The organism is Mesorhizobium sp. PAMC28654, assembly GCF_020616515.1.
GTDB lineage: Bacteria > Pseudomonadota > Alphaproteobacteria > Rhizobiales > Rhizobiaceae > Mesorhizobium.
The window spans coordinates 4,150,360-4,166,202 of sequence record NZ_CP085135.1; the positions used below are offsets into that span (position 1 = coordinate 4,150,360).

The following is a 15,843-nucleotide window of genomic DNA, read 5'->3' on the forward strand; positions in this document are numbered from 1 at the left end:
TGATCTGGCCCAAAAAGTCTGCACCTCTGTGGGGCATGCTTGTTAGGCCACTCCAGCGATCGCCCGGGCGAATTCGCTTGCCGAGAAGGGTTCGAGGTCGTCGACCTGTTCGCCGACGCCGATGAAATAGACCGGCAATTTGTGCTTTGCCGCGATCGCCACCAGGATACCGCCGCGCGCCGTGCCGTCCAGCTTGGTCATCACCAGGCCGTTGACGCCTGCGACATTGCGGAAGATCTCGACCTGGTTGAGCGCGTTCTGGCCGGTGGTGGCGTCGACCGTCTGCAGCACGGTGTGCGGCGCTTCCGGATCGAGCTTGCCCAGCACGCGGACGATCTTTTCGAGTTCCGCCATCAGCTCGACCTTGTTTTGCAGGCGGCCGGCGGTATCGATGATCAGCACGTCGGAGCCTGCCGCCTTGGCCTTCTCGAAGGCGTCATAGGCGAGGCCGGCGGCATCGGCGCCAAGCTTGGAGGAGATGACCGGCGATTTCGTCCGCTCGCCCCAGATCTTCAACTGCTCGATCGCGGCGGCGCGGAACGTGTCGCCGGCGGCCAGCATCACCGACAGGCCGCCATCGGTGAGCTTCGCCGCCAGCTTGCCGATGGTCGTGGTCTTGCCGGTACCGTTGACGCCGACGACAAGGATGACATGCGGCTTGTGGTTGAGATCGAGCTCCAACGGCCGGGCGACAGGAGTCAGCACCTTTTCCACCTCGGCGGCCATGACAGTGCGCACGTCCGTGTCAGAGACGTCCTTGCCGTAGCGGCTGGAGGCCAACGCATCTGTGATGCGAAGCGCGGTTTCCATGCCGAGATCGGCGCGGATCAGCACATCTTCAAGGTCTTGCAGCGTCTCCTCGTCCAGCTTGCGCTTGGTGAAGACGCCGGCGATGTTTCCGGTGAGCTCGCGCGACGAGCGGGCAAGCCCGTCCCGCATGCGCTGGAACCAGGAGCGTCTTGGCGCTGGCTCCGGCGCTCTAACCGGCTCTGCCTTCTGCTCGACCTTCTTGGTCACGGTCACCTTGCCCGGAGCGGGCTTTGGCTCGGGCGTTGGGACCGGTGGCGGGACGGGCTGTGGCTCGGGCGCGATCTCGGCAATGACGGGCCGCGTCTCGACCGGCGCGGACTGGCGAAGGGGGGGCGCTATCTCCGCTGGTGGCGTCGGAATCGTGGACGCGGCTTCGGCGGCTGGCGTCACGTCATTCGCAGGCTGGCGCTGCCCCTTACCCTCTCCCCGTAAACGGGGCGAGGGGGGCGTCAGCGTTGAGGCTTCTTCTTTGATGTCTGCAATGTCTGCAGGAGGAGGCGCGGCGTCGTCGCGATCAGCGCGCTTCTCCCCGTCACTATACGGGGAGAAGGTGCCGGCAGGCGGATGAGGGGCGGCGCTGACCTCGGTGGCAAGCCTTGCAGACGGAATTGACGAAGGAGCCTCGACTGGCGCCGGCACTTCGATTGGCGCAGGCTCTGGCTGGGAGTCCGGAACGATCTCCGGCTGTTCAGGTGCCGGGACCGGGATTTCCTGTGGCGCAGGTTCCGGAACGCGCTCCGGCACCACTGGCACCTCGGGCGTTTCTTGCGGCCTGGGCTCTTCGGCGGGTACTTCGGGCGCCGGCGGCTCTGGGGCGGGCTCGACCGGCCGCGGCTCCTCGGCCGGGGCAGGCTCGGGCTGGATTTCGGGCTCGGATGGCACCGAAGGTTCCGGCGCCGGTGGGATGGTTGGAGCAGGCTCTGGTGCCGGTTCTTCGACAGGCGCCGGTTCCGGCGAAGGAACCGCCTCCGGCCCGGTCGGAGCTGTCGGCACGACCTCCACCTCGGCTACCGGCTCGTCGCGTTTCAAGAATTCCGGAACGACCTGCTCGGCCGCCGGCTTCAGCGCATCCAGCTGATCCCATTTGATCGGCGGCAGCGGTGCGGTCTCGTCGATCCGCTCCTCGACAACCTCCTTCTTGCCGAACGAAAATATCTTCTTGAAAAAACCAGCCATGCTTTTGCGTTCTCAGGCGGCGCGCGCGGCAAGCGGCGCTGCAATCAGTCGGGCGCCATCGTGGCCAGTAATATCAGCTTCGACGATCTCGCCCGGCGCGCCCGTGCCGAGTGCGGCAAGCGTAAAACCTTCGGTGCGGCCAAGGCCGTCACGCTCGATCAGGATCGACTGACGCGTCCCGGCAAGCGAAGCGAGATGACGACCATAGGCGGCTTCGCCGGCGGCGCGCAGCCGGGCGGCGCGCTGCTTGACCACCTCGCGGCGAACCTGCGGCATGCGTGCGGCGGGCGTGCCTTCGCGTGGGCTGAACGGGAAGACATGAAGATGGCTCAGCCCGCACTCCCCTATGATTTTTTCCGAATTCTCGAACATCTCGTCGGTCTCGGTCGGAAAGCCGGCGATGATGTCGGCACCGAAGACGATGCCTGGGCGTAATTTTCGCACATCCTCGCAGAAACGGATCGACTGGTCGCGCAGATGCCGGCGCTTCATGCGCTTCAGGATCATGTCGTCGCCCGACTGCAGCGACAGATGCAGATGCGGCATCAGCCGGGGCTCGGTGGCGATGGCGTCGAGCAGGTCCTCGTCAGCCTCGATCGAATCGATGGAGGAGAGCCGCAGGCGCTTCACATCGGGCACCTGCTTGAGGATGGTCTTCACCAGCTTGCCGAGCTTTGGCGCGCCTGGCAGGTCGGCGCCGAAACTGGTCATGTCGACACCGGTCAAAACGATCTCGGCATAGCCGTTTCCGGCAAGCCGCTTCACCTGCTCGACCACGGCGCCCATCGGCACCGAGCGCGAATTGCCGCGGCCATAGGGGATGATGCAGAAGGTGCAGCGATGGTCGCAGCCATTCTGCACCTGGACGAAGGCGCGCGCGCGGCCCTCGATGGCGTCGACCATGTGGCCGGCTGTCTCGCGCACCGAAAAGATGTCGTTGACACGCGCCTTCTCGGTGTCGTTGACGCCGAAATCCGGCAGCGCGCGATAGGAATTCGCCTTCAGCTTCTCTTCATTGCCGAGGACAAGATCGACCTCGTCCATGGCGGTGAAATCCTGCGGCGCGGTCTGCGCGGCACAGCCGGTGACGATGATGCGCGCCTGCGGATTGTCGCGGCGCGCCTTGCGGATGGCCTGCTTGGCCTGGCGCACGGCCTCGCCGGTAACGGCGCAGGTGTTGAAGATCACGGCGCCGCCGGCCAGCGCGCCCAGGCCGGCACTTTCGGCCTCGCGGCGCATCACCTCGGATTCATAGGTGTTCAGGCGGCAGCCGAACGTCACCACGTCGACACCCCCCGCCATATCGACGCCCTTGGACAGAGCCGACATCAGGCCGCGCTTTCGGTGTCGCGGGCCCAGATTCCGGTCGCGGGATCGAAGCTGCCCGAAAATTCCCATTCGGCCGCACCCGTCAGGATGACGTGGTCGTCGTCCCGCCATTCGACATGCAGCGACCCGCCGCCGGGCGTCATCAGGTTGACGCTGCGGCCGGTGCGCCTGGTGCGGGCGGCGGCGACCACGGATGCGCACGCGGCGGAGCCGCAGGCCTTGGTCAGGCCGGCGCCGCGTTCCCAGGTGCGGATGACCATGGTTTCCCGTGAGGTGACCTGCGCGATGGTGATGTTGGCCCGTTCGGGGAAGATCGGATGGTTCTCAAGCAGCGGCCCGAAGCGGTCGAGTTCGTAGGACCAGACATCGCGGTCGACCCAGAAGATGGCGTGCGGATTGCCCATCGAGACGACCGAGGGCGAATGCAGTACCGGCGCGTCGATCGGCCCGATCTGCAGCTCGATCATGCGGGTGTCGCGAAATTCCTCGGCCAGCGGAATGTCCTGCCAGCCAAAGCGCGGCGTGCCCATGTCGACCGAGATCAGACCGTCGGCATGTTCCCGAGCATTGAGGATGCCGGCGACGGTCTCGAAGGTGAATGTCTTGCGGCCGGTGTCGGCGGCGAGCGCCTGGACGACGCAACGCGTTCCGTTGCCGCAGGCCTGGGCGCGCGAACCGTCGGAATTCAGGATGTGGATGAAGTAGTCGGTGCCATCAGTTCTTGCGTCATGGATCGCCATGATCTGGTCGAACTTGGTGGCGGCGTCGGCATTGAGCGCAATGGCGGCCGCCGGCGTTACACGATCGGCACGGCCACGCATGTCGGCAACGATGATCTCGTTGCCGATGCCGTTCATCTTGGCGAAAGGGGCAGTGCTTGCCATCGCTCCGAAAATTCCGTGTCCGTTTGGCGCTATATGGCGGAAACGGGCGGGAATTACCAGTGTGCAGCTGCCTTAGAGACCGTTTCGAAATTCGCTATGGCGAGTCATATGATGGTGTTTTCGAGAACCGGAGCGCAGCGGACGTTTGGTCCGTGAGCACCGGAAGCGCAGAAAACGCCTTCAGATGGCCGCCAGAGCAGAATTTCCAGACGGTCTCTTACGTCACCGCGAAGATGCCGAGCACCACGAGCAGGAAGATGATCAGAACGATGCCGATGAGGATGCGCGCACCGGTGGCGGCGGCTCCGGCAAGCGCTGGCATGCCGAGCAGGCTGGCGGCCGCTGCGACAATCAGAAGTATGATGATCCACTTGATCATTGAAAATGCCTCGCACGACATGATTGGAACCGCATAAAAACGCTGATGTAGCGCTTGGGTTCCGCTGGCTGCGAGGCCGGTGTCCTTGAGCGGTTCGCCGTTTCGTGGGGAACGCCGAACCGCACACACTTGCGGATCGAAAAACCGCTTCCTACCGGAATGCCTTAGCCGGCGATCTCGATATCGGTGGTGAAGGGCGCTGTCTTGTTCGAATTCTCGTCATGCATGACAAAGTCGCACCGGTATTTACCGGGCGGCAGGCCGTCAAGCGAGAGGTCCAGCTTGAAGAACAGTTCGCGGTTGTGCGATCGGGAGGCGACCTTGACGCTACCGATCTTCTCGAAGGTGCCGAGATTTTCGCCCGATTCGGAGACCACGGTGAGGTCGACGGAAAGCGCGATCTGGCTATTGCCGAGCCCGTCCGAGCCGTAGCCATATCCAACCGGTTCCATGTACAGAAAGATCTTCTCGCCCGGTTTGTAGGTATGATTGGCGCGTTCGCTGTAGATTCCGAAGCCGGTGGCCGAATCCACTTGCTTGACGTTCATAATGGCGAGCGACATTGCCTGCCATAGGGCGTCCTCGGCGCTGCGGAATTTCTCCAACGCGCCGGCGGAATCGCCGGATTGCAGCAGCTTTTCGGCCTCCGTGGCGCGGTCGCTGATTTCGCCGGCCAGTGCTGCCGGTGCTGAAACCATCAACGCCAACACAACCGCCATAATTGATTTCATCTGCATTCCCCTTTGCTGCTCGCGGGACCATCGGTGAAAATCGTGGTGGCGTAAACGACCAAATGCCGAACTCAGCGGTGCTCGATCTCCGGGACGTCCCACGCCTCGCCCGGCCGCAAGGCGCGAAAGCGTTCACGCGGGATGCCTTGGTTGTCGAGCGCCTGGTTCAGTTTCTCGACGGGCTCGTCGATAGGCTCGTCGGTCAGCTGGAACGTGCCCCAGTGACATCCGGCGGCATAGGCGGCGTTGCACAGTCTCATGCCTTGCGCGGCTTCTTGCGGATTCTGGTGCTGCGACGCCATGAACCAGCGCGGCTCGTAGGCGCCGATGGGCAGGATGGCGAAGCGGAAGCCGCCATGCTTTTGCGCCATCAGCCGGTAATTAATGCCATCGTGAAATCCGGTGTCGCCGGCGAAATAAATCTTCCCGGCTGGCGTTTCGATGACAAAGCCCGCCCACAGCGCCATGCGCCTGTCGCGCGCGCCGCGCGCCGACCAATGATGCGCGGGCTCGATGTGAATCGCTGTCCCTTTGCCGATGTCGAGGCGATCGCCCCAGTCATGCGCCGAAAGCCGCATGCCGGGAACGCCGTCGTCAATGATGGCATCGTTGCCGAGCGGCGTGACCACCAGCGGATCATGTCCCGCCTTGAGCCGCTTCAGCGTCGGGAGGTCGAGATGGTCATAATGATTGTGACTGACCAGCACGAGGTCGATCGGCGGCAGGTCGGCAAAGGCGATGCCCGGTGGGTTGACCCGTTTCGGTCCGGCAAAGGAAAACGGCGACGCGCGCTGCGACCATACGGGATCGGTGAGGATGTTCAGCCCGGCCGTCTGGATGAGCAGCGAGGAGTGGCCGACCATGGTTATCAGCAATTCGGCGCCATCGATGCGTGCGGCCGGCTTTGCTTGCGGAAACGGGCTTGGGTTGGTCTCCGGCCATTTCGAACGTTTTCCGCTCAACTGCCATTTCAGGAGGTCGGTGAAACGACCGGGTAGCCTGCCGTCGGGATTGAAGAACAGAGTGCCGTCGAAATGGTCGCTCAGTGGGCCGCTGTAGTAGCGATTGGCGGCTTTCTTTCGTGCAGCCAAGATTCGCCTCCAGCCGGTTTCTCGTGCCGAACATAGTGTCGGCAAGGCTTGACGCAAGGCAGGCTCAACGCCGGGTCTTGAAGAGCGCCGACGGCGGCTGGTTGCGACAAATTTGCAACAGACGTTGTTGCAAACCGTATTTTGACCATATCGGGTTGAAATTTCGCCACCTTCTCCATCTTGGTGGGGGTGACATTGCGCGGACGGCAGCCCCGCCGATCCGACGGAGGTTTGGAATGAATTTTTCGAAAACCGGTCTGGTGGCCGTATCACTGGCCGCTCTTTTTGCGAGCGGCTGCTCAACCTCGCGGTTCTCGTCGATGGATGAACAGCAGCCCGCACCGCTGCAAGCCGCGCCCGCCGGCAAGGTGACCGCCAACCAGCTGCCGCCGCCAGCGGCGCCCGGCACCACCGATCCATCGCAATTCCCGACCGCGCCGCAAGGCAACACCCAGGTGGCCTCATTGCCGCCGGATGGTTCGGCTCCCACCGGGGCGGCCGATCTGACCGCGGCCAGCGTCGCCGGCGTATGGAGCGCCAGCGTTTCCGGCCAGAGCTGCAAGATCGCGACGCCGCAGACCAAGTTCGGCGCCGGCTTCCGCGCCGGACCGCTGCATTGTCCGGCGCCGATCGACGGTATCAAGTCCTGGAACGTTTCCGGCAAGCAGCTGACGCTCTATGACGACAATGGCGGCACGCTGGCGCGGCTATTCCTCGGGCGGCTCGAAATTCGACGGCCAGACTTCCAACGGCCAGCCGATTTCGCTTACAAGGTAAGCCTGACTTCTTCTTGTTTGTTTTTACGCAATTCCGGACGGAAAACCGCTACACACTTTTCCTGGAATTGCTCCGGAACGACGTGACCGATGCATCTGCGTGACGGCCTCCAGACCCATGCGACCGTCAGGCAGCGCTACGACCATCTGGTGGAAACCGGTGCGATCGAACGCGATCCGGCGCAGGAACGAATCACTGCCGCGCTCGACCGGCTGACCGACGAGATCTCGGCAAAGCGGCTTGCGCACAAGTCGAGCGCGCTGGGCTGGCTGTTCGCCCGCAAGCGCGAGACGCACGAAGCCGTCAAAGGCCTGTACATCCATGGCGGCGTCGGCTGCGGCAAGACCATGCTGATGGACATGTTCTTCGAGCTGGTGCCGGTGAGGCGCAAGCGCCGCGTCCACTTCAACGACTTCATGGCCGACGTGCAGGACCGTATCCAGAAGCACCGGCAGGCGCGCAAGAATGGCGAGGTCAAGGAGGACGATCCGATCCCGCCCGTGGCCAAGGCGCTTGCCGAACAGGCCTGGGTGCTGTGCTTCGACGAATTCTCGGTCACCGACATCGCCGACGCGATGATCCTGTCGCGGCTGTTCTCGGCGCTGTTTGCCAGCGGCGTGGTGCTGGTCGCCACGTCCAACGTGGCGCCGGACGACCTCTATCGCGACGGCCTGAACCGCCAGCTTTTCCTGCCGTTCATCGCCATATTGGAGCGGCACGCGCATGTGCTTTCGCTCGACACCGACAAGGATTACCGGCTGGAAAAGCTCGCCCGCACGGCGGTCTATGTCACGCCGGCCGATGCGGCGGCCGATCGGGCGCTCGACGAGGCGTGGCGCACAATGACGCGCGGCGAACCGGCCTCGGAGACCTCGCTGACCATCAAGGGACGGCAGGTGGTCGTGCCACGCGCGGCCGACGGCGCGGCACGGTTTACCTTCGCCGAACTGTGCGAAAAGCCGCTTGGCGCCCGCGATTACCTGGCCATAGCCGCGCGGTTCTCAACCATCTTCATCGATCACGTCCCGGTGCTGGGCGAAGGCAAGCGCAACGAGGCCAAGCGCTTCATCCTGCTGATCGACACGCTCTACGACCATCATGTGCGGCTGGTGGTGAGTGCCGAGGCCCCGCCGCCGCAACTCTACGTGGCCAAGCGGGGCGTCGAGGTTTTCGAGTTCGAGCGCACGGCATCGCGACTGATCGAGATGCAGAGCCGCGACTGGCTGGAAGACTGGGCGGAGCGGCAGAAGGCGAAGGCGGCGCCCGCCGAAGCACCGCTGGCGCGGACCTGAATTTCCAGAAAGTCGTTCTGTCGCGATCCCGCGTCCGCAACTCATTACAAGCTCACGGGCTGCATGGAGCGGACAGTCCGGGTGCTGAGGAGAACCAGCGGAACCGCGATGGCATTGATGGCAATCACCGAAAGCCAGATTGCCCCCGGCCACTGCTTCTGGACGGCAAAGTAGAATGTCGAGAACGCCAGCGGCGCGACGATGGAGGCGAGGCTGACAGCCGATGTCAGCACGCCCTGGAGCTGGCCCTGGCTGGCCTCGTCGACCTGCCTTGTGGCGAGCGCCTGAAACGATGGCGTGCCGATGCCGGCAAGGGCGAAGATCGGCATGATGGCGAACACGATCCAGCCCTGGCTGGCGAAGGCCATGGCGACAAGAGCGATGCAGGCGCAGGCAATGCCGACGACAACGGCCCAGCGCTCGCCGAACAGTCTGGTCGCCGGGCCGGGCAGGAACGCCTGCACCAGCGTCTGGCAGAGACCGAACGTGCCCAGCGAAAGGCCGATCCAGAGGCCGTTCCACTGGAACGTGTCGAAGCCCCACAACGCCCAGCAGGTGCCGTAGGCGTCGCCGCCGGCGCTCATGATGAAATACACGAGGATGATGGGAACAAGTCCTTTCATCGAGAAGACCCAGCGCAGCGGCCGAAGCGGATTGAGCGCGGCCAGATCGATCTTCTGGCGGGCCGGGGTGCGGGATTCCGGCAGGATGAACAAGGCCAGCAGGAGATTGCAGGCGTTCAGCACGGCGGCGGCGATGAAGGGCAACCGCAGCCAGTGGTCACCGAGCACTCCGCCGAGAACCGGCCCGATGATGAAGCCGGCGCCAAACATGGCATTGAACAGGCCGAAGCGATGGGCGCGCTTGTCCTGCGGCGTGATGTCGGTGATGTAGGCGCTCGCCACGGAGATATTGGCACTGGTTAGGCCGGCGATTGCGCGGCCGAGCAGCAGCATCCAAAGCTGTGGCGCGAAGGCCATGACGACATAGTTGATCGCCGCGCCCGCGAGCGAGATGAGCAGCACGGGACGCCTGCCGAAATTGTCGCTCAAGGCGCCGAGCACGGGCGCGAAGACGAACTGCATGACCGCGTAGAGCGCCGTCATGATCCCGATATAAACAGCGATATCCTTTGTCTGCGCCACCTCCTCGAGAAGCCGCGGCAGAATAGGGAAAATGAGCCCCAGGCCCACGGCGTCGAGGCCAATGGCGGCAAAGATGACGATAAGCGGTCTGTTCATGGTGGGGGTCCAAGGGGAATGGCCGGCAGGGTTCGCATCCAGGTGGCAATGCGCCTGGATGTCTTCCCGCTGCGCCGGCCTTGATGCCTATGGGTTCAGGCGATGGAAATGACGAGCTTGCCGGTCACGCGCCCCCGGGCGCTGACTTGCTGCGCCTCTGCCGTCTGCTCGAGCGGAAAGGTCTGCTCCACGCGCAGATGGAAAAGGCCCTCGGAGTAGAGCCGGGCCACATCGGCAAAGATCGGCTCCGGGTCTTTTGGAGGCCCGTGGGAGAATTTCGCGCCGTACTGTTCGGCCGAGAAGTCGGCGACGGAAAGAACGCGCTGGGGATCACCGACAATTTCGATCAACTCCGGGATGATCCCCGAGCCTGCGAGATCGAGCGCGGCGTCGACGCCCTGCGGCGCGAGCTCCCCGACGCGGTCCGCCAGGCCTGGTCCATATGTCGTCGGGATGGCGCCGAGCTCACGCAGATAGTCATGCTTTTGTGCGCTCGCGGTGCCGATCACGATGATCCCGCGCAGCCGCGCGAACTGGATGACGGCCGAACCGATCCCACCGGCGGCACCGCTCACCAAGAGCGTCTGACCGGGTTTCACGCCCACTTCGTCAAGGGCGCGCGTTGCCGTGTCGACGATCACCGGCAGGCCGCCGGCGATTTCGAACGACAGGCCGTCCGGCTTGCGGGTCCAATGTGTGAGAACCGCATGTTGAGCCATCGTGTTTTCGCCGAAGCCGAAGACGGCGTCTCCGACCGACACGTTGGAAACGCCCGGACCAACCTCGTCCACGACGCCCGACGCCTCGACGCCGAAGCCCGAGGGAAAAGCGACCGCCTCGAAATCGCGGTATTGCCCGTCCCGGCGCTTCCAGTCCGAGGGGTTGACCCCGGCGGCGCGGACGGCAATCCGCACCTGGCCTGGGCCGGCATGCGGCTCGGCGACCTCGAAGATATGAACGACCTCCGGGCCTCCATACTCGCTGAACTGAACTGCCTTCATGAACGTCTCCTGTGGCTTTCCGCCATCCGTGCGCACGCCACCCAACCGGCTTGATAGCGGTAAAAACGGCCTAGATCATTTGCGTACTGAATTCCAATGTGTACTGAGTACATAAATTGCCGACCTGGTGCATGTCAATACAAATATGTACTCAGTATATTTACCGTGCTATCAGGAGGCCATGTCGATGCCATCCGATCGCCGATCCCGTAAACGCCTCGCCACGCGGCAAGCCATTTCCACGGCTGCCACCCGCCTCTTCCTTGCGCGGGGTTTTGATCATGTGACGGTGGACGAGATCGCTGATGCCGCCGACGTCGGACGCATGACGGTGTTCAATCACTTCCCCCGCAAGGAGGACATGCTGTTCGACCGTGACGAGGAGGGGCGCGAGATGCTGCGCGACGCCTTGCGCCGGCGCGATCCCGGCGTCGCTCTGATCGAGACATTACGTCTGCTCGCGCATCGGCTGATTGCGCAGCAGAGCCCCGTCGTCGAATTTTCTCCCAGGAGCCAGTGCTTCATCGAGACGATCGAGGGCAGCGAAACCCTCAAGGCTCGTGTCAGGGCGATCCGTGACGAACTGGCTGAAGTCGTGGCGGTGACGCTTGCCGAATGCGTGGGCCGAGACCCCGCCGATCCCGACGCCCATCTGGCGGCCGGCCTGCTCCTGGCGACATGGAGCGTGGCCTTCATCCAGGCTCACCGGACCTTTCGACAGAGACGAGATAGAGAGGAGGCGAAAGCCGCCTTTCTCGCTCTTGTCGACAGGGGAACCATCGGCGTGAAGGCCGCGATGGCAGGCACACCTTACGCCTGAGCAACCAACTCCGGCCGATGATGCTTGTAGCGAATGCTGGATGCGCCGCTACCCGGTGCAGGGGAGATGTCCTGCGAAGCAGGGGCGTGCGGCCCCCTACAGCCTATGGACATACATGACGAAATCCTCGGCCGGCCCGTGTGGCTCCTTGCGCGACGCGTAGAGCGCGCGGGCGGCGACATTATCCGGCTCGGTGCCGACCCACGCCTCTTCGCAGCCGTTCTCCCTGCCGATTTCGAACATTGCGTCCAGCATTCTACGCGCGATGCCCTGGCGCTGGAAGGCGGGCGACACGCCGACCTCGTCGATATAGAGTTCCGTCACCTTGTCGGGGTGGCGGTGGATGACGGCGGCGCATTGGCCGACAACGACGCCGTCGATGATCGCGACGACCATGAAATGGCCGGATTGCGAGAGGTAGGCTGCGAGCCGGTCCGGCCTCACCGGTTCGTCGAACACATTGTCAGCGACTTGCATCACAAGGGCGTCATCGCCCGCTTCTAGTCTTCGGATTTCCATGGTCATTGTGTAAATTCTCCCAAGTCGGCTTACAAACTTTGACGTTTACGTAAATCCCAACTGATCTAACCGATTGAAAATGCTCACTCCAAAATAATCGTTTGAATTTATCTTGCACCGGAGCTATTGGGTGCGGCGAAAATTCGCGGTTCCCCGCAGCATTCCGGCCTCTTCCTCGACGCCGTACTGGCGCCGTCACAGACAAAGGGAAAACATCCTGACATGGCACGCAACAAGATAGCGCTCATCGGCTCTGGCATGATCGGCGGCACGCTCGCCCACATGATCGGCCTCAAGGACCTCGGCGACGTGGTGCTGTTTGATATTGCCGAGGGCACGCCGCAGGGCAAGGGGCTGGACATCGCGCAGTCGTCGCCGGTCGATGGCTTCGACTCCCGGCTGACCGGCGTCAACGATTACGCCGGCATCGAGGGCGCGGATGTCTGCATCGTCACCGCCGGCGTGCCGCGCAAGCCAGGCATGAGCCGCGACGATCTGCTGGGCATCAATTTGAAGGTCATGGAACAGGTTGGCGCCGGCCTCAAGAAGTACGCGCCGAAGGCCTTCGTCATCTGCATCACCAACCCGCTCGACGCCATGGTCTGGGCGCTGCAGAAGTTCTCCGGCCTGCCCAAGACCCATGTCGTCGGCATGGCCGGCGTGCTCGACAGCGCGCGCTTCCGCTATTTCCTGGCCGAGGAATTCAAGGTTTCGGTCGAGGACGTCACCGCCTTCGTGCTCGGCGGCCACGGTGATTCCATGGTGCCGATGATCCGCTATTCGACGGTGGCCGGCATTCCGCTGCCCGACCTCGTCAAGATGGGCTGGACCTCGAAGGAGAAGCTCGACCAGATCGTGCAGCGCACTCGTGACGGCGGCGCCGAGATCGTCGGGCTGCTCAAGACCGGCTCGGCCTACTACGCGCCGGCGGCCTCGGCGATCCAGATGGCCGAAGCCTATCTCAGGGACAAGAAGCGCGTGCTGCCTTGCGCCGCGCACCTCTCCGGCCAATATGGCGTCAAGGGCACCTATGTCGGCGTTCCCGTGGTGATCGGCGCCGGTGGCGTCGAGCGCATCATCGAGATCGACCTCAACAAGAGCGAGCAGAAGATGTTCGACAGTTCGGTGGCGACCGTGCAGGGCCTGACCGAGGCCTGCGTCAAGATCGCGCCGCACCTGGCGTCGAAGTGAACCTCCAGTAAGTGATCCGGAGAAAATCCACATGAACATCCATGAATATCAAGGCAAGGCGCTGCTGAAGACGTTCGGCGCGCCGGTGGCCGAAGGCGTGCCGGTGTTCAAGGCGAGCGAGGCGGAAGCCGCCGCCAAGGCGCTGCCCGGCCCGCTCTATGTGGTGAAGAGCCAGATCCATGCCGGCGGCCGCGGCAAGGGCAAGTTCAAGGAGCTCGGCCCCGAGGCCAAGGGCGGCGTGCGGCTGTCCAAGTCGGTGGCCGAAGTGGTCGCCAATGCCAACGAGATGCTCGGCCACACGCTGGTGACCAAGCAGACCGGCCCGGCCGGCAAGCAGGTCAACCGCCTCTATATCGAGGACGGCGCCGACATCGAGCGCGAGCTTTATCTGTCGATCCTTGTCGACCGCACGGTTGGCCGCGTTGCCTTTGTCGTCTCGACCGAAGGCGGCATGGACATCGAGGCGGTCGCCCATGACACGCCGGAAAAGATCATCACTGTCGCCATCGACCCGGAAAAGGGTGTGATATCAGCCGATGTGAAGGCGCTCAACAGCGCGCTGAAGCTCGACGGCGATGCGGCCAAGGACGGCGATACGCTGTTCCCGATCCTCTACAGGGCCTTCGTCGAGAAGGACATGAGCTTGCTCGAGGTCAACCCGCTGATCGTCATGAAGAACGGCCGGCTGCGCGTGCTCGACGCGAAAGTGTCGTTCGACAACAACGCGCTGTTCCGCCATCCCGACGTGCTCGAACTGCGCGACACCACCGAAGAGGACGAGAAGGAGATCGAGGCGTCGAAATACGACCTCGCCTATGTCGCGCTCGACGGCAATATCGGCTGCATGGTCAACGGCGCCGGCCTTGCCATGGCGACGATGGACATCATCAAGCTCTATGGCGCCGAGCCCGCGAACTTCCTCGATGTCGGCGGTGGCGCTTCCAAGGAAAAAGTGACGGCTGCGTTCAAGATCATCACCAAGGATCCGGCGGTCAAGGGCATCCTGATCAACATCTTCGGCGGCATCATGAAGTGCGACATCATCGCCGAAGGCGTGATCGCCGCGGTCAAGGAAGTCGGCCTGAAGGTGCCGCTGGTGGTGCGTCTCGAAGGCACCAATGCCGAGCTCGGCAAGAAGATCATCAACGACAGCGGCCTCAATGTGGTCTCCGCCGACGATCTCGATGACGCAGCCAAGAAGATCGTGGCGGCGGTGAAGGGTTGAGCGGATGCCTCCGCGCAAGATAAACCTCGTCGAGGCGGCGGATGCGAAGATCACCAAGGTCTTCGATCCGCATATCGCCGGCGACGTGAACGACAGCCAGGCGAAAGTCGCCAAGTTCGGCGAGACCTTCGACTGGCACGCGCATGACAATGAGGATGAAGCCTTCCTCGTGCTGCGCGGCAGGATCGCGATCGATTTCCGCGACGGTCCGGTCGAACTCGGCGAGGGCGACTTCATCGTCGTGCCGCGCGGCGTCGAGCATCGGCCTCGTTCGCTCAGCGAACAGCCTGTCGTGCTGATGTTCGAACCGGCAACGACGCTCAACACCGGCAATGCCAAGAGCGACCTCACTGTCTCAGACCTGAAGCGGCTCTGACCATGCCTTCCTCGATCAACGGTTTTTAAAAAGGGCTCCCATGTCCATTCTCGTCGACAAGAACACCAAGGTTCTCGTGCAGGGCCTGACCGGCAAGACCGGTACGTTCCACACCGAGCAGGCGCTGGCCTATCACGGCACGAAAATGGTCGGCGGTATCCATCCCAAGAAGGGTGGCGAGACCTGGACCGGTTCGAAGGGCGAAAGCCTGCCCATCTTCGCCACCGTCGCCGAGGGCAAGGAAAAGACCGGCGCCAACGCGTCCGTCATCTATGTGCCGCCGGCAGGTGCCGCCGAAGCGATCCTGGAAGCGATCGAAGCGGAGATCCCGCTGATCATCTGCATCACCGAGGGCATACCGGTGATGGACATGATCAAGGTCAAGGCGCGGCTCGACCGTTCGACATCCAGGCTGATCGGCCCGAACTGCCCAGGCGTGCTCACCCCCAATGAATGCAAGATCGGCATCATGCCCGGTAACATCTTCCGCAAGGGCTCGGTCGGCGTTGTTTCGCGCTCGGGAACACTTACTTATGAGGCAGTGTTCCAGACCACCAATGTCGGCCTCGGCCAGACCACCGCCGTTGGCATTGGCGGCGATCCCGTCAAGGGCACCGAATTCATCGACGTGCTCGAGATGTTCCTCGCCGATGACGAGACCAAGTCGATCATCATGATCGGCGAGATCGGCGGTTCGGCCGAGGAAGACGCCGCGCAGTTCCTCAAGGACGAAGCCAAGCGTGGCCGCAAGAAGCCGATGGCCGGCTTCATCGCCGGGCGCACGGCGCCGGCCGGACGTACCATGGGTCATGCGGGCGCGGTCATCTCCGGCGGCAAGGGCGGCGCCGAGGACAAGATCGCGGCGATGGAATCGGCCGGCATCAAGGTTTCGCCCTCGCCGGCGCGTCTCGGCACGACGCTGGTCGAGGCGATCAAGGGTTAAGGGAATAGGGGAGTACGGGAGTAGGGCAGTAGGGAAAAGATCAGCGGCAAAACGCCCT

The 15,843-nt window shown here is 63.4% G+C and carries 15 protein-coding genes and 1 pseudogene; 7 read left to right on the forward strand and 9 right to left on the reverse strand.

Annotated elements, in window-relative coordinates:
- Positions 1-42: 42 nt before the first annotated feature.
- The 6 genes from ftsY to LGH82_RS20340 all read right to left on the reverse strand — a co-directional run bounded on the left by ftsY (position 43) and on the right by LGH82_RS20340 (position 6,400).
- The gene (gene ftsY / locus LGH82_RS20315; RefSeq protein ID WP_227344444.1) at positions 43-1,986 is read right to left on the reverse strand and encodes a signal recognition particle-docking protein FtsY; all 1,944 of its coding nucleotides are present in this window, start codon (positions 1,984-1,986) and stop codon (positions 43-45) included.
- Between the two features lie 12 nt (positions 1,987-1,998).
- On the reverse strand, positions 1,999-3,315 hold the full coding sequence (gene mtaB / locus LGH82_RS20320) for a tRNA (N(6)-L-threonylcarbamoyladenosine(37)-C(2))-methylthiotransferase MtaB (RefSeq protein ID WP_227344445.1): 1,317 nt from the start codon (positions 3,313-3,315) through the stop codon (positions 1,999-2,001).
- A complete protein-coding gene (gene dapF, locus LGH82_RS20325) occupies positions 3,315-4,199 on the reverse strand; it encodes a diaminopimelate epimerase (protein WP_227344446.1) in 885 nt (294 codons plus the stop codon). The genes mtaB and dapF overlap by 1 nt, the downstream gene beginning before the upstream one ends.
- 217 nt (positions 4,200-4,416) lie before the next feature.
- On the reverse strand, positions 4,417-4,578 hold the full coding sequence (locus tag LGH82_RS20330; RefSeq protein WP_091576005.1) for a DUF1328 family protein: 162 nt from the start codon (positions 4,576-4,578) through the stop codon (positions 4,417-4,419).
- A 164-nt stretch (positions 4,579-4,742) separates the two neighbouring features.
- Positions 4,743-5,309, reverse strand: coding sequence for a hypothetical protein (locus tag LGH82_RS20335; RefSeq protein WP_227344447.1), 567 nt, complete (start codon positions 5,307-5,309; stop codon positions 4,743-4,745).
- Positions 5,310-5,380: 71 nt separating this feature from the next.
- The gene (locus LGH82_RS20340) at positions 5,381-6,400 is read right to left on the reverse strand and encodes an MBL fold metallo-hydrolase (protein ID WP_227344448.1); all 1,020 of its coding nucleotides are present in this window, start codon (positions 6,398-6,400) and stop codon (positions 5,381-5,383) included.
- 236 nt (positions 6,401-6,636) lie between these two features.
- On the opposite strand from LGH82_RS20340, the pseudogene LGH82_RS20345 reads away from it, so the two are divergent.
- Positions 6,637-7,177, forward strand: a pseudogene (locus tag LGH82_RS20345) (AprI/Inh family metalloprotease inhibitor).
- Positions 7,178-7,266: 89 nt separating this feature from the next.
- Positions 7,267-8,469 carry a cell division protein ZapE gene (zapE, locus tag LGH82_RS20350; RefSeq protein WP_227344449.1) on the forward strand — a complete coding sequence of 401 codons (1,203 nt, stop codon included), beginning with the start codon at positions 7,267-7,269 and terminating at the stop codon, positions 8,467-8,469.
- A gap of 44 nt (positions 8,470-8,513) precedes the next feature.
- Here the strand turns inward: zapE and LGH82_RS20355 are convergent, their stop codons facing one another.
- Positions 8,514-9,710 (reverse strand): TCR/Tet family MFS transporter, encoded by a 1,197-nt coding sequence (locus LGH82_RS20355; protein ID WP_227344450.1) that lies wholly within the window; start codon positions 9,708-9,710, stop codon positions 8,514-8,516.
- A 95-nt stretch (positions 9,711-9,805) separates the two neighbouring features.
- Positions 9,806-10,711: an NADP-dependent oxidoreductase gene (locus LGH82_RS20360; RefSeq protein WP_227344451.1), complete on the reverse strand. Its 906-nt coding sequence runs from the start codon at positions 10,709-10,711 to the stop codon at positions 9,806-9,808.
- A 181-nt stretch (positions 10,712-10,892) separates the two neighbouring features.
- Here LGH82_RS20360 and LGH82_RS20365 point away from each other — a divergent pair, with 181 nt between their 5' ends.
- Positions 10,893-11,531 carry a TetR/AcrR family transcriptional regulator gene (locus LGH82_RS20365; protein ID WP_227344452.1) on the forward strand — a complete coding sequence of 213 codons (639 nt, stop codon included), beginning with the start codon at positions 10,893-10,895 and terminating at the stop codon, positions 11,529-11,531.
- A 96-nt stretch (positions 11,532-11,627) separates the two neighbouring features.
- Here the strand turns inward: LGH82_RS20365 and LGH82_RS20370 are convergent, their stop codons facing one another.
- The gene (locus LGH82_RS20370) at positions 11,628-12,056 is read right to left on the reverse strand and encodes a GNAT family N-acetyltransferase (RefSeq protein WP_227344453.1); all 429 of its coding nucleotides are present in this window, start codon (positions 12,054-12,056) and stop codon (positions 11,628-11,630) included.
- A gap of 216 nt (positions 12,057-12,272) precedes the next feature.
- On the opposite strand from LGH82_RS20370, the gene mdh reads away from it, so the two are divergent.
- Genes mdh through sucD form a run of 4 tightly spaced genes read left to right on the forward strand, consistent with a single transcriptional unit; the run spans position 12,273 to position 15,785 of the window.
- Positions 12,273-13,241, forward strand: a complete 969-nt coding sequence (gene mdh / locus LGH82_RS20375; protein WP_227344454.1) for a malate dehydrogenase — start codon at positions 12,273-12,275, stop codon at positions 13,239-13,241.
- A gap of 31 nt (positions 13,242-13,272) precedes the next feature.
- Positions 13,273-14,466, forward strand: a complete 1,194-nt coding sequence (gene sucC / locus LGH82_RS20380; protein WP_227344455.1) for an ADP-forming succinate--CoA ligase subunit beta — start codon at positions 13,273-13,275, stop codon at positions 14,464-14,466.
- Positions 14,467-14,470: 4 nt separating this feature from the next.
- Entirely contained in the window at positions 14,471-14,842 is a 372-nt protein-coding gene (locus LGH82_RS20385; protein ID WP_227344456.1) for a cupin domain-containing protein, read from the forward strand.
- 40 nt (positions 14,843-14,882) lie between these two features.
- Complete coding sequence (sucD, locus tag LGH82_RS20390; protein ID WP_227344457.1) at positions 14,883-15,785, forward strand: succinate--CoA ligase subunit alpha; 903 nt, start codon at positions 14,883-14,885, stop codon at positions 15,783-15,785.
- Positions 15,786-15,843: the final 58 nt, after the last annotated feature.

Coding starts and splice junctions, on each gene's coding strand:
- ftsY (WP_227344444.1), bottom strand. CDS start 1,986: ATGGCTGGTTTTTTCAAGAAGATATTTTCGTTCGGCAAGAAGGAGGTT.
- mtaB (WP_227344445.1), bottom strand. CDS start 3,315: ATGTCGGCTCTGTCCAAGGGCGTCGATATGGCGGGGGGTGTCGACGTG.
- dapF (WP_227344446.1), bottom strand. CDS start 4,199: ATGGCAAGCACTGCCCCTTTCGCCAAGATGAACGGCATCGGCAACGAG.
- LGH82_RS20330 (WP_091576005.1), bottom strand. CDS start 4,578: ATGATCAAGTGGATCATCATACTTCTGATTGTCGCAGCGGCCGCCAGC.
- LGH82_RS20335 (WP_227344447.1), bottom strand. CDS start 5,309: ATGAAATCAATTATGGCGGTTGTGTTGGCGTTGATGGTTTCAGCACCG.
- zapE (WP_227344449.1), top strand. CDS start 7,267: ATGCATCTGCGTGACGGCCTCCAGACCCATGCGACCGTCAGGCAGCGC.
- LGH82_RS20355 (WP_227344450.1), bottom strand. CDS start 9,710: ATGAACAGACCGCTTATCGTCATCTTTGCCGCCATTGGCCTCGACGCC.
- LGH82_RS20360 (WP_227344451.1), bottom strand. CDS start 10,711: ATGAAGGCAGTTCAGTTCAGCGAGTATGGAGGCCCGGAGGTCGTTCAT.
- LGH82_RS20365 (WP_227344452.1), top strand. CDS start 10,893: ATGTCGATGCCATCCGATCGCCGATCCCGTAAACGCCTCGCCACGCGG.
- LGH82_RS20370 (WP_227344453.1), bottom strand. CDS start 12,056: ATGACCATGGAAATCCGAAGACTAGAAGCGGGCGATGACGCCCTTGTG.
- mdh (WP_227344454.1), top strand. CDS start 12,273: ATGGCACGCAACAAGATAGCGCTCATCGGCTCTGGCATGATCGGCGGC.
- sucC (WP_227344455.1), top strand. CDS start 13,273: ATGAACATCCATGAATATCAAGGCAAGGCGCTGCTGAAGACGTTCGGC.
- LGH82_RS20385 (WP_227344456.1), top strand. CDS start 14,471: ATGCCTCCGCGCAAGATAAACCTCGTCGAGGCGGCGGATGCGAAGATC.
- sucD (WP_227344457.1), top strand. CDS start 14,883: ATGTCCATTCTCGTCGACAAGAACACCAAGGTTCTCGTGCAGGGCCTG.